Origin of the sequence: Pseudomonas sp. 43NM1, assembly GCF_002836905.1 — a bacterium.
GTDB classification, from domain to species: Bacteria; Pseudomonadota; Gammaproteobacteria; order Pseudomonadales; family Pseudomonadaceae; genus Aquipseudomonas; species Aquipseudomonas prosekii.
Genome location: NZ_MKGS01000175.1, coordinates 1 through 12,355, shown reverse-complemented (window position 1 = coordinate 12,355; position 12,355 = coordinate 1). Strand labels below are relative to the sequence as shown.

Sequence of the window (12,355 nt, the reverse complement as noted above, 5' to 3'; positions counted from 1 at the left end):
CGCCCGTGAAAAGTACGGTAAGCTGCGCGCCTTCTTTCGCCCCGTGAGGCTTATACCGTGTTCGTAAAAGCGCTTCGTGTCGGCCTTGGCCAACTGATCATCTTCATCGACTTCATCACCCGCCCCGGCAAGAAGCAGCGCCCGGCGGAACATCAGGCCAAGGTCAACGCGGCAGCCAAGGACCTGACGCTGTATCAGTTCCACGCCTGCCCGTTCTGCGTGAAAACCCGCCGCACGCTGCGCCGCTTGAATGTGCCGGTGGCGTTGCGTGATGCGAAAAACAACGAGCAGGATCGCCAGGCGTTGCTGGATCAGGGCGGCAAAATCAAAGTCCCGTGCCTGCGCATCGAAGAAAATGGGCAGACCACCTGGATGTATGAATCCAAGGTGATTATTGATTATCTGGATAAGCGCTTTGCTGCGGTTTGATGGATTTGCAGTGTTCTGTTTGACGCCATCGCGAGCAAGCTCGCTCCCACAGGGTTTTGTGGGGTGATGGAAATAGGCGGCACCTTCGACCCATTGCGGGAGCGAGCTTGCTCGCGATGAGGCCAGCCCAGACACCACAATTCACAGACCCAAAAAAACCGGCCCTCGAGCCGGTTTTTTTATGCCTTCACGCAGCCTGCAACGCCTGCGCCTGCCGCACCACCGTCGCTAGTCGCTTGAGGCCTATCGCGAGCAGGCTCACTCCTACAGGGAAATGCGATCGACTGTGGGAGTGAGCCTGCTCGCGATGACGTCGGAACAGGCGATATATCGCTAACGCCAAAACATTCGTCTACAAAACCGAAAACATTATTTGCTTTATTTGTATACAAAAGCATAATCCACTTCGTGCGAGTTCCTGACCAAGCGGTCAACAAATTCGCAAGTGCCTCAAAGGACCGCTGCCACCCTCATGGGTCCGGTCCTGGAAATAAAAATAAAACTCTTGAGGAGTACTCGCTGTGGAAAGCCGCAAATCCGAAGCCCCGTCGCTGGATCTCTCGCCGCCGTTACGCAAAGGCTGGCTGGAGCGCATCTTCAAACTCAGCTTGCATGGCACCACGGTGAAGACCGAGCTGATTGCCGGTCTGACAACCTTCATTACCATGGCGTACATCATCTTCGTCAACCCGAACATCATGGCTGACGCTGGCATCGACCACGGCGCCGCGTTTGTCGCCACTTGCATCGCCGCCGCGCTCGGCTGCCTGCTGATGGGCCTGTACGCGAACTGGCCGGTCGGCCTCGCGCCGGGCATGGGCCTCAACGCGTTCTTCACTTATACCGTGGTCGGCACCATGGGCTACAACTGGGAAACCGCCCTTGGCGCGGTGTTTATCTCGGGCGTGTTGTTCATGTTCCTGACCTTTTCGCGGATCCGCGAATGGTTGCTCAACAGCATTCCAGTCAGCCTGCGCTACGCCATGGGCGCCGGCGTCGGCCTGTTCCTCGGCCTTATCGGCCTGAAAACCGCCGGCATCGTCGTCGACAGCCCGGCCACCCTGATCAAACTCGGCTCCCTGCGCGAGCCCGGCCCGCTGCTCGCGGCCATCTGCTTCCTGATGATCGCCGTGCTCAGCTATCACCGAGTGTTCGGCGCCATTTTGATCAGTATCATCGCCGTGACATTGGCCGGTTGGGGCCTGGGCCTGGTTCACTATCAAGGCCTGATGTCGGCACCGCCAAGTCTGGCGCCGACCTGGATGGCCATGGACGTCGCCGGCGTGTTCAACATCAGCATGATCAGCGTGGTGTTGGCGTTCCTCTTCGTGCACATGTTCGACACCGCGGGCACCTTGATGGGCGTCGCCCAGCGGGCCGGTCTGGTCAACGCCGACGGTAAAATCGAAAACCTCTCCCGCGCACTCAAGGCTGACAGTGCGTCGAGCGTATTCGGCGCGATGGTCGGCGTGCCGCCGGTCACCAGTTATGTGGAAAGTGCCGCCGGTGTAGCAGCGGGTGGTCGGACTGGTCTTACCGCAGTGACCGTAGGTGTGCTATTTATTGCCGCAATGTTTTTCGCACCGCTGGCCGGCATGATCCCGGCTTACGCCACCGCCGGCGCACTGATTTATGTCGCGATGCTGATGATGGGCGGCATGGCGCACATCGAATGGGACGAAGCCACCGACGCCATTCCGGCCATCGTGACCGCGATCATGATGCCGCTGACTTTCTCGGTCGCCGACGGCATCGCGCTGGGCTTTATCACTTACGTGGTGTTGAAGGCTTGCACCGGTAAACACAAGGAAATTTCCATCAGTTTGTGGGTGCTCTGCGCGATCTTCATCGCCAAGTTCGTTTTTCTGTAAGCCGTCTACGTTTCAAAACAGTTTTCAAAACAGTTTTTTCAAAACGGTGCTTCAAAACAGCCTCACCCCGTCGGGTGGGGCTTTTGCACATTAGGAGGAAAGTGATGAGTCTGGAAACCTGGCTGCTGTTCAGCGGCGCTGCGCTGGTGGTAATCCTGATCCCGGGGCCGTTGTCTTTGCTGATGATCAGCAACAGTTTGAATTACGGTTTGCGCCGATCTTATCCGGCGTTCCTAGGTGGCGTAATTGCTTCTATCTGTCTGCTCAGCGCCTCGGCACTGGGCCTGGGCGCCCTGCTGCTGGCGTCGGAACAGCTGTTCAGCGCGCTGAAAATCGTCGGCGCACTGTACCTGTTTTACCTCGCCTGGCAGAGCTGGCAGCAATCGCGCCAGCCGTCGGTGGGTGCCGAAGTGCCGCAGACCGCCGCGGTGCCGCGCTTTCGGGCGCTGTTCGGGCGCGCGTTTGTGCTGGGCGCGAGCAATCCGAAAGACATCCTGTTCTTCGCCGCGTTTCTGCCGCAATTCTTGAGCGCCGAGCAGCCGTTCCTCCCGCAATTGCTAGTGATGATCGCGACCTGGACGGTGCTCGATCTGCTGTGCAAGTTGGCGTATGGGCTGGGCGCCCACGGCGCGGCGCGGTATCTGCGCAGCGGCAAGGGGCAGAGTTGGTTTAACCGGGTCAGTGCCGGGTTGTTCAGTGGCGCGGGCGCGGCGTCGTTGTTGAGCCGCTAAAAGCTTCGCGGGCAAGCCTCGCTCCTACAGGTATCACCGACCGTAGGAGCGAGGCTTGCCCGCGAAGGCGTCATCCGCCACACCACATTCCTCAGGACAAAAAAAAGCCCGCAGTGTGAGCGGGCGAAAGACCAAAGAAGCTTTATGCGCAGCTTTTTTCAGAAGAAGCGGCTTGGGGGACCTAGCTTCCTCTGTAGGTCGAATAGCTGTAAGGCGAAATCAGCAGCGGCACATGGTAGTGATCCTGCTCGGCAGAGATGCCAAAACGCAGCACCACCACATCCAGGAACGCCGGCTCCGGCAGCTGAACGCCACGGGCGCGGTAGTAATCGCCCGCATGGAACTGAACCTGATAGACCCCGGAACGGTAATCATCACCCTGCAACAGCGGTGCATCGACACGGCCATCGCTGTTGGTTATCGCGCTGGCGACCAATTCCAGCTGCGAACCTTCAACGCGGTACAACTCGACTTTGATCGAGCTGCCCGGGCAACCGTGTGCAGCGTCTAAAACGTGTGTAGTCAAACGTCCCATTGATTCTGCGCGCCTGCCTGCTCAGTGCAGTCAGGCCTCGCGCCTCCCGAAGTCAGTTGAAAGGAGACCGCACCGTTTCGGAGCACGAAAAGCTGCGGCGAGCGACTGATTAAGACACTTTTCAAAAAAATTGTACACAATAAAAACGACATTTTTCTCACGACCAACGCCATCTGCCGATTTGCGCCGAATCACACCCCGAACCAGACGATCAGCGGACCTCCTGTCCATTAGCTGACCATTCAGGCAGGTTTCTTGCAGTATCACGCTTGGATGACAGTCAATGAAAAATGCAAAAATTCAGGCTTACAAAGTCGATATAAAGTTGTATACAATCAGCCCATCGCTGTGACGCCAGCCTGTGAATCGATCCCAGGCCGCCACACCTAACCGGACTTTGTACAAGCCACGAATAAGAAGGAAGACTGCAGTGAGCGCTGACTACCCACGCGACCTGGTCGGTTACGGCAGTAACCCTCCGCACCCACACTGGCCGGGCAATGCCCGCATCGCCCTGTCCTTCGTGCTGAATTACGAAGAAGGTGGCGAGCGCAACATTCTGCACGGCGACAAAGAGTCTGAAGCCTTCCTCTCGGAAATGGTCTCGGCGCAGCCGCTGCAAGGCGCGCGCAACATGAGCATGGAATCGCTTTACGAGTATGGCAGCCGTGCCGGCGTCTGGCGGATTCTGAAACTGTTCAAGGAATTCGACATTCCGCTGACCATCTTCGCCGTTGCCATGGCCGCCCAGCGCCACCCGGACGTGATCCGCGCGATGGTCGAGGCCGGCCACGAGATCTGCAGCCACGGCTATCGCTGGATCGACTATCAGTACATGGACGAAGCGCAGGAACGCGAGCACATGCTCGAAGCGATCCGCATCCTCACCGAACTCACCGGCGAACGCCCATTGGGCTGGTACACCGGCCGCACTGGCCCGAACACCCGTCGGCTGGTGATGGAAGAAGGCGGTTTCCTCTATGACTGCGACACCTACGACGACGACCTGCCCTACTGGGAACCGAACAACCCGACTGGCAAACCGCACTTGGTGATCCCGTACACACTTGACACCAACGACATGCGCTTCACCCAGGTCCAGGGTTTCAACAAGGGCGACGATTTCTTCGAATACCTCAAAGACGCATTCGACGTGCTCTACGCCGAAGGTGCCGAAGCGCCGAAGATGCTCTCGATCGGCCTGCACTGCCGCCTGATCGGCCGTCCGGCGCGTCTGGCCTCGCTGAAACGCTTTATCGAATACGCTAAAAGTCATGAACAGGTGTGGTTCAGCCGTCGCGTCGACATTGCTCGCCACTGGCACGAAACCCACCCGTATCAAGAGGCCGCGAAATGAGCCAGTTCCAAACCCTCCAACCCTCGACCCTGAGCCGCGACGCGTTTGTCGCCGCTTTCGCCGACATCTACGAACATTCGCCATGGGTGGCCGAGAAGGCCTTCGACCTGGGCCAGGACGCTTCGATCGACCAGATCGAAACCCTGCACCAGCGCATGAGCGACATCCTGTTGAGCGCTGATCATCAAAGCCAATTGGCCCTGATCAACGCTCACCCGGACCTGGCCGGCAAAGCCGCCGTCCAGGGCCAACTGACCGAAGCCAGCACCAATGAACAAGCTGGCGCCGGTATTCACCAATGCACGGCCGAAGAGTTCCAGCGCTTCACCGAGCTGAACGACGCCTACAAAGCCAAGTTCAAGTTTCCCTTCATCATGGCGGTAAAAGGCAGCAACCGGCATCAGATCCTCGCGGCGTTCGAAACGCGCATTAACAATTCGCAAGACGCCGAATTCAAATGCGCGCTGGCGGAGATCAACAAGATCGCCCTGTTCCGATTACTGACCCTATAGCGAGCCTTGCCCGAGCGACCTAGAACGCAAACGTCGCCCAGGGCACTGCAAGCATCCCAAGCCAACTTATTAAAGGCAGACAAGAAGAATGAAAGCTTACGCCGTACCTTTCGAGAAGTTCGTCAACCTGGCCGACGCCCGTCTGGGCACCAAAATCATCTCGGTCACCGATGACTGGTTCGCTGATGCCAACCGCCTGTTCCAGCCGACCCCGGCGGTGTGGAAAGAAGGCGTGTTCGATGACAACGGCAAGTGGATGGACGGCTGGGAATCGCGCCGCAAGCGTTTCGAAGGTTACGACAGCGCGGTGATTCGCCTGGGCGTTCCAGGCTCGATCAAAGGCGTGGACATCGACACTTCATTCTTCACCGGCAACTTCCCGCCGTCGGCCTCCCTGGAAGCGTGTTTTCTCGCTGAAGGCGAACCGACTGAAAACACCCAGTGGGTTGAAGTACTGTCGGCCGTCGAGCTGCAAGGCAACAGCCATCACTTCCACGAAATCAACAACGATCAAGCCTTCAGCCACCTGCGTTTCAACATCTACCCGGATGGCGGCGTAGCGCGTCTGCGTGTGTACGGCGTGCCGCACCGCGACTGGTCCGCTGTGGGCGACAACGAGCAGATCGACCTGGCCGCAGCCCTGAATGGTGGCCGCGCCCTCGCCTGCTCCGACGAACACTTCGGCCGCATGAGCAACATCCTCAACCCGGGTCGTGGCATCAACATGGGCGACGGCTGGGAAACTGCACGTCGTCGTACGCCGGGCAATGACTGGGTAATCGTCGCGCTGGGGCATGCCGGTGAAGTCGAGAAAGTCATCGTCGACACCCTGCACTTCAAGGGCAACTACCCGGACACGTGCTCGATCCAGGGCGCATTCGTCAAGGGCGGCACCGACAGCCAGATCGAAACCCAATCGCTGTTCTGGCGCGAACTGTTGCCGGCACAGAAACTGGAAATGCACGCCGAACACAGCTTCGCCGAGCAGATCAAGGCACTGGGCCCGATCACCCACATCCGCCTCAACGTGTTCCCGGATGGTGGTGTGAGCCGCCTGCGCGTTTTGGGCAAAGTCGCTAAATAAGCGGCGCGTCCTTCGCGGGCAAGCCTCGCTCCTACAGGTATCACTGACCGTAGGAGCGAGGCTTGCCCGCGAAGGCGCCAGATCAAACAACACAGAACTCAACGAAAAGAAGACCAGCATGCGCACATTGACGATTGAACCGCTGACCAAAGAAGCCTTCGCCCCTTTCGGTGACGTGATCGAAACCGATGGCAGCGATCACTTCATGATCAACAACGGTTCGACCATGCGCTTTCATAAACTGGCGACTGTAGAAACCGCCACGCCAGAAGACAACGCGATCATCAGCATCTTCCGCGCCGACGCGCAGGACATGCCGCTGACCGTGTGCATGCTGGAGCGTCACCCGCTGGGCAGCCAGGCTTTCATTCCGCTGCTCGGCAACCCCTTTCTGATCGTGGTCGCGCCACTTGGCGATGAACCTGTATCAGGCTTGGTCCGCGCCTTCGTCACCAACGGCAGGCAGGGCATTAATTACCATCGCGGCGTTTGGCACCATCCGGTGCTGACGATCGAAAAGCGGGATGACTTCCTGGTGGTTGATCGCAGTGGCACAGGCAATAACTGCGATGAGCATTTTTTCAAAGAGGATGAGCGTTTGATCCTTGCCCCCCACCAATAAGAGAAGGTCTGATCACTCGACAACAGAGTGACAGGCGAGAGGTAAAGACTGTGGAAGCACATCTGTTTGAATGGCTGAACCTGAGCGTGCGCTGGGTTCACATGATTACTGGCGTGGCCTGGATCGGTGCGTCGTTCTATTTCGTCTGGCTGGAAAACAACCTCAATCGGGTCAACCCGAAAAGTGGTCTGGCCGGTGATCTGTGGGCGATCCATGGCGGCGGTATCTATCACCTGGAAAAATACAAACTGGCTCCACCGACCATGCCGGACAACCTGCACTGGTTCAAATGGGAAGCCTACTTCACCTGGCTGTCGGGGATCGCGCTGCTGTGCGTGGTGTTCTACTCCAACCCGACGCTCTACCTGCTGGCACCCGGCAGCAGCCTGACCGGTCCTGAAGGTGTTGCCTTGGGCATCGCTTCATTGTTCGTCGGCTGGTTCGTCTACTCCTTCCTCTGCGACTCGGCCCTGGGTAAACGCCCTGCCCTGCTCGGTTTCATCCTGTTTGTGCTGATCATTGGCGCCGCTTACGGCTTCAGCAAAGTGTTCAGCGGTCGTGGTGCGTACCTGCACGTCGGCGCGATCATCGGCACCATCATGGTCGGCAACGTGTTCCGCATCATCATGCCGGCGCAACGTGCACTGGTAGCGGCGATTGCCGAGAACCGCACGCCCGATCCGGCACTGCCGGCCAAAGGCCTGTTGCGTTCGCGTCACAACAACTACTTCACCTTGCCAGTGCTGTTCATCATGATCAGCAACCACTTCCCGAGCACGTACGGCAGCCAATACAACTGGCTGATCCTGGCCGGGATTGCGGTGCTGGCGGTGTTGGTGCGTCACTACTTCAACACCCGTCACGACAGCCACAAGTTCGCCTGGACCTTGCCGGTCGCCGCCGTCGGCATGATCTGCCTGGCCTACGTGACTGGCCCGGCGCAAATGCCGAGTTCACCGGAAGTGGCCAAGGCGCCTGGCACCATCGAGTACCAGCCGTTGCCGGAAACCGCAATCGGTGGTGGTGTGAAACCTGAAGCGGCGAAACCTGCTGCGCCTGCCGCTGCACCGGCCCAGGCATCCAACGCTGGCCCGAGTTTCGACAAGGTGCACAGCGTGATCCAGGAACGTTGTTCGGTCTGCCACTCGGCCAAACCGACCAGCCCGTTGTTCAGTGCTGCGCCGGCCGGCGTGATGTTCGATACCCCTGACCAGATCCGCCAGAACGCCCCGCGCATTCAGGCGCAAGCGGTCACCAGCCAGATCATGCCACTGGGCAACATCACCCAGATGACCCAGCAGGAACGTGACCTGATCGGCGCCTGGATTGTTCAGGGAGCCCAGACCAATTAATCGTTGAAAGCTTCGCGGGCAAGCCTCGCTCCTACAGGATTTGCGCAGGACCTGTAGGAGCGAGGCTTGCCCGCGAACGGCCGCGCAGCGGTCGCCTGATGCACAAAATCACAAGAATAAAAAAGATCCGAGGTGTTGCATGTCCGAGCTATCCCAAGCGCGCATCCCCGACGCACCCGCCATTCAGCGTTTGCCCCTTTTGCAACTGATCCTGGTCGGTCTGCAACATGTTCTGCTGATGTACGGCGGTGCCATCGCGGTGCCGCTGATCATCGGACAGGCCGCTGGCCTGAGTCGTGAAGAAATCGCCTTCCTGATCAACGCCGACCTGCTGGTCGCCGGCATCGCCACCATCGTCCAGTCGCTGGGCATCGGCCCGATGGGCATTCGCATGCCAGTGATGATGGGCGCCAGTTTTGCCGCCGTCGGCAGCATGGTCGCCATGGCCGGCATGCCGGGGATTGGCCTGCAAGGGATCTTCGGCGCAACCATCGCCGCCGGGTTCTTCGGCATGCTCATCGCGCCGTTCATGTCCAAAGTCGTGCGCTTCTTCCCGCCGCTGGTGACCGGCACGGTCATTACCTCGATCGGTTTGTCGCTGTTCCCCGTGGCCGTGAATTGGGCCGGCGGCGGTGCCAGCGCCACGCAATTCGGCTCACCGATTTACCTCGCCATCGCCGCCGTGGTGCTGGCGACCATCCTGCTGGTGCATCGCTTCATGCGCGGTTTCTGGGTGAACATTTCGGTGTTGATCGGCATGTGCCTGGGCTACGCCATTTGCGGCGTGATCGGCATGGTCGACCTCAGCGGCATGGCCGAGGCGCCATGGTTGCAGATCGTCATCCCACTGCACTTCGGCATGCCGAAATTCGAGCTCGCGCCGATCCTGTCGATGTGTCTGGTGGTGGTGATCATCTTCGTCGAGTCCACCGGCATGTTCCTCGCGCTCGGCAAGATCACCGGCCAGGAGGTCTGCCCCCGGATGCTCCGTCGCGGCTTGTTGTGTGATGCCGGCGCCTCGTTTTTCGCCGGGTTCTTCAACACCTTCACCCACTCCTCGTTCGCACAGAACATCGGCCTGGTGCAGATGACCGGCGTGCGCTGCCGCTCGGTGACGATCGTTGCCGGCGGCTTGCTGATCCTGTTGAGCCTGCTGCCGAAAGCGGCATTCCTGGTCGCATCGATTCCACCGGCGGTACTCGGCGGCGCGGCGATTGCGATGTTCGGCATGGTCGCGGCCACCGGGATCAAGATTCTCCAGGAAGCCGACATCGGTGACCGCCGCAACCAATTGCTGGTGGCGGTGAGCATCGGCATGGGCCTGATCCCGGTGGTACGTCCGGAGTTCTTCGCGCACCTGCCACTGTGGATGAGCCCGATCACCCACAGCGGTATTGCGATGGCGACCCTGAGCGCGCTGGCGCTGAACTTGCTGTTCAACATTCTCGGCGGCAAGGAACGCGCCGCGATCAACGACTGCCACGCGCACCAGCACTAACAGCAACACCTATGGAACCCCGTAGGAGCGAGCCTGCTCGCGATAGCGGTGAATCAGTCAACGATGAAGTCGGGGCTGATGACGCTATCGCCAGCAGGCTCGCTCCTACAGGGGCAGCAACAGCTTTGCGCCTGAAAAAATAAAAACAACAGGGAGCATCAGATGATTCGCACGCAAACCAATCTGCTGTTAAGCGGTGGCCTGCTCGCCGCCAGTCAAGCCATGGCCGGCGACCTGCTGCTGTGGCAGAGCAACAGCCTGAGCTATTTGTACGGCAAGAACTTCGCGATCAATCCGTCGATCCAGCAGACGGTGACGTTCGAGCACGCCGACAAATGGAAATACGGCGACAACTTTCTGTTCGTCGACAAGATTTTCTACAACGGTGCAGAAGACCGGAACAAAGGTCGCCACGCCTTCTACGGCGAGTTCAGCCCACGCCTGTCGTTTGGCAAGATCTTCGACAAACGCCTCGAATACGGCCCGATCAAAGATGTGCTGCTGGCCATGACTTACGAGTACGGCGAAGGCGACAGCGAGGCTTACCTAATCGGCCCGGGCTTCGACCTCGCCGTACCGGGTTTCAACTATTTCACCCTGAACTTCTATCGCCGCCAGACCGAAGGCCCGCGCCCCGGCGATGGCGTGTGGCAGATCACCCCGGCGTGGTCCTACAGCATTCCACTGGGCAATTCGGATTTGCTGTTCGACGGCTACATCGATTGGGTGGTGGACAACGATCAGAATTCGCGCGGCACCTACCACGCCAACCTGCACGTCAATCCGCAGCTCAAATACGACCTCGGCAAAGCACTCGGCTGGAGCCACAAACAGGTGTACGTCGGCACCGAATACAGCTACTGGAAAAACAAGTACGGAGTCGAAAACAGCGCCAATCTCGACACCAACCAAAACACCGCCAGCCTGTTGCTCAAGGTGCATTTCTAAGATGGCCCGCAACATTGCCCCACACTTGTCGTCGGTGCTCTGTTGCGGGGCACTTGAGACCTGGCGAAGGAGTCAGTATTCTCCGCCGCCGCCCGAATCCGCTTTAAAAAAAAGCCCGGATTTAATTCCTGACCAGAAAGCCAACTTATCCCGGCCCTGGACGGTCCCAAGGCGCTCCAAAAAACCTCTCAATCGACTGTTTCAGAACAGCCGAGCGGGAGTTTTTTTGCTTTTTGGAAGCCTTGGCTCAGCTCTTGCTAACTGCACTGAAGCTGACCGATTGGATGAATTTTCAGCGCAACGAAAAAAGGCGCCACACCAGAGCGCCGACCTAAGAAAAACAACGTGGAACCACCTACTTTTTGGGAGCAACCGAATGAAACGTACGTGCACCAGCCTGATGGTCGCGGGCTCTTTGCTGGCCGGCGGCCAGGCGATGGCCGGCGACTTGCTGCAGTGGCAGGACAACAGCCTGACCTACCTGTATGGCAAAGACTTCAAAGTCAATCCGGCGATCCAGCAGACCGTCACTTTCGAGCACGCCGACGGCTGGAAATATGGCGACAACTTCTTCTTCCTCGACAAGATCTTTTACAACGGTGACAAGGATTTCAACGTTGGCCCGAACACTTACTACGGCGAGTTCAGCCCGCGTATTTCGTTGGGCAAGGTGCTTGGCCAGAAGATCGAATTCGGCCCGATCAAAGACGTGTTGCTGGCGATGACGTATGAGTTCGGCGAAGGCGATACCGAGTCGTACCTGATCGGTCCGGGTTTCGACCTGGCGATCCCGGGTTTCGATTACTTCCAGCTGAACTTCTATCAGCGTCAGACCGAGGGCGCGCGCGCCGGCGACAACGTCTGGCAGATCACCCCGGTATGGGCTTACACGATTCCGGTGGGCAACTCGAACATCTTGATCGACGGTTTCATGGACTGGGTGGTCGACAACGACTCCAATTCCAAGGGTGATTACCACGCCAACCTGCACTTCAACCCGCAGGTCAAATACGACTTGGGCAAAGCGCTTAATTTCGGCGAGAAGCAGCTCTATGTCGGTGTCGAGTACGACTACTGGAAGAACAAATACGGGATCGACGACACCCGTGCGTTCACCACCAACCAGAACGTGACGAGCTTTTTGGTGAAGTTCCACTTCTGATCCGGCGGCGTCTGAAAAGACGCCTTCGCGGGCAAGCCTCGCTCCTACAGGTGATCGCGTATCCCTTGTGGGAGTGAGCCTGCTCGCGATGGCATCAGCGCCGATCTCAAGCTGGAACAACCGCCTCCGACAACCCCAAAAACCGGCACAACTCCGCGCGCTTGGCCAACGCATCGCGCCGCCCCAGCTCGATCAATTCGCTGCAATACCCCGCCTCGAACAGCAGATAACTCAGCACCCCCGCCCCGCTCGTC

General features: G+C 58.8%; 12 protein-coding genes and 1 pseudogene. 11 read left to right on the top strand and 2 right to left on the bottom strand.

What is annotated here, in order from left to right:
* Positions 1-57 precede the first annotated feature (57 nt).
* The 3 genes from BI292_RS22525 (at position 58) to BI292_RS22515 (ending at position 3,031) form a co-directional block, all read left to right on the top strand.
* A complete protein-coding gene (locus BI292_RS22525) occupies positions 58-429 on the top strand; it encodes a glutathione S-transferase N-terminal domain-containing protein (RefSeq protein ID WP_092271108.1) in 372 nt (123 codons plus the stop codon).
* Between the two features lie 521 nt (positions 430-950).
* Complete coding sequence (locus tag BI292_RS22520) at positions 951-2,300, top strand: NCS2 family permease (RefSeq protein WP_101209220.1); 1,350 nt, start codon at positions 951-953, stop codon at positions 2,298-2,300.
* Between the two features lie 104 nt (positions 2,301-2,404).
* Positions 2,405-3,031, top strand: a complete 627-nt coding sequence (locus BI292_RS22515; protein ID WP_092271114.1) for a LysE family translocator — start codon at positions 2,405-2,407, stop codon at positions 3,029-3,031.
* Positions 3,032-3,212: 181 nt separating this feature from the next.
* On the opposite strand, the gene uraH is transcribed toward BI292_RS22515, so the two are convergent.
* Positions 3,213-3,566: a hydroxyisourate hydrolase gene (uraH, locus tag BI292_RS22510; protein WP_010456673.1), complete on the bottom strand. Its 354-nt coding sequence runs from the start codon at positions 3,564-3,566 to the stop codon at positions 3,213-3,215.
* A 430-nt stretch (positions 3,567-3,996) separates the two neighbouring features.
* On the opposite strand from uraH, the gene puuE reads away from it, so the two are divergent.
* The 8 genes from puuE to BI292_RS22465 all read left to right on the top strand — a co-directional run bounded on the left by puuE (position 3,997) and on the right by BI292_RS22465 (position 12,101).
* Positions 3,997-4,923 (top strand): allantoinase PuuE, encoded by a 927-nt coding sequence (gene puuE, locus BI292_RS22500; RefSeq protein WP_092271119.1) that lies wholly within the window; start codon positions 3,997-3,999, stop codon positions 4,921-4,923.
* Complete coding sequence (gene uraD / locus BI292_RS22495) at positions 4,920-5,435, top strand: 2-oxo-4-hydroxy-4-carboxy-5-ureidoimidazoline decarboxylase (RefSeq protein ID WP_101209218.1); 516 nt, start codon at positions 4,920-4,922, stop codon at positions 5,433-5,435. Before puuE ends, uraD begins: the two co-directional genes overlap by 4 nt.
* An 88-nt stretch (positions 5,436-5,523) precedes the next feature.
* Positions 5,524-6,519: an allantoicase gene (gene alc / locus BI292_RS22490; RefSeq protein WP_101209217.1), complete on the top strand. Its 996-nt coding sequence runs from the start codon at positions 5,524-5,526 to the stop codon at positions 6,517-6,519.
* Between the two features lie 118 nt (positions 6,520-6,637).
* Entirely contained in the window at positions 6,638-7,141 is a 504-nt protein-coding gene (locus BI292_RS22485) for an ureidoglycolate lyase (protein ID WP_008005655.1), read from the top strand.
* Positions 7,142-7,191: 50 nt separating this feature from the next.
* Complete coding sequence (locus BI292_RS22480) at positions 7,192-8,493, top strand: urate hydroxylase PuuD (RefSeq protein ID WP_101209216.1); 1,302 nt, start codon at positions 7,192-7,194, stop codon at positions 8,491-8,493.
* 139 nt (positions 8,494-8,632) lie between these two features.
* Positions 8,633-9,991 (top strand): nucleobase:cation symporter-2 family protein, encoded by a 1,359-nt coding sequence (locus BI292_RS22475; RefSeq protein WP_101209215.1) that lies wholly within the window; start codon positions 8,633-8,635, stop codon positions 9,989-9,991.
* A gap of 162 nt (positions 9,992-10,153) precedes the next feature.
* Complete coding sequence (locus BI292_RS22470) at positions 10,154-10,939, top strand: outer membrane protein OmpK (RefSeq protein ID WP_092271134.1); 786 nt, start codon at positions 10,154-10,156, stop codon at positions 10,937-10,939.
* Positions 10,940-11,315: 376 nt separating this feature from the next.
* The gene (locus BI292_RS22465; protein ID WP_101209214.1) at positions 11,316-12,101 is read left to right on the top strand and encodes an outer membrane protein OmpK; all 786 of its coding nucleotides are present in this window, start codon (positions 11,316-11,318) and stop codon (positions 12,099-12,101) included.
* Positions 12,102-12,207: 106 nt separating this feature from the next.
* On the opposite strand, the pseudogene BI292_RS22460 reads toward BI292_RS22465, so the two are convergent.
* A pseudogene (locus tag BI292_RS22460) lies at positions 12,208-12,355 on the bottom strand (patatin-like phospholipase family protein); the annotation flags it as partial.

What these genes read in the sequence shown, in the direction of transcription:
- BI292_RS22515 (WP_092271114.1), top strand. Translation starts at nt 2,405, where the DNA reads ATGAGTCTGGAAACCTGGCTGCTGTTCAGCGGCGCTGCGCTGGTGGTA.
- uraH (WP_010456673.1), bottom strand. Translation starts at nt 3,566, where the DNA reads ATGGGACGTTTGACTACACACGTTTTAGACGCTGCACACGGTTGCCCG.
- uraD (WP_101209218.1), top strand. Translation starts at nt 4,920, where the DNA reads ATGAGCCAGTTCCAAACCCTCCAACCCTCGACCCTGAGCCGCGACGCG.
- alc (WP_101209217.1), top strand. Translation starts at nt 5,524, where the DNA reads ATGAAAGCTTACGCCGTACCTTTCGAGAAGTTCGTCAACCTGGCCGAC.
- BI292_RS22485 (WP_008005655.1), top strand. Translation starts at nt 6,638, where the DNA reads ATGCGCACATTGACGATTGAACCGCTGACCAAAGAAGCCTTCGCCCCT.
- BI292_RS22475 (WP_101209215.1), top strand. Translation starts at nt 8,633, where the DNA reads ATGTCCGAGCTATCCCAAGCGCGCATCCCCGACGCACCCGCCATTCAG.
- BI292_RS22470 (WP_092271134.1), top strand. Translation starts at nt 10,154, where the DNA reads ATGATTCGCACGCAAACCAATCTGCTGTTAAGCGGTGGCCTGCTCGCC.
- BI292_RS22465 (WP_101209214.1), top strand. Translation starts at nt 11,316, where the DNA reads ATGAAACGTACGTGCACCAGCCTGATGGTCGCGGGCTCTTTGCTGGCC.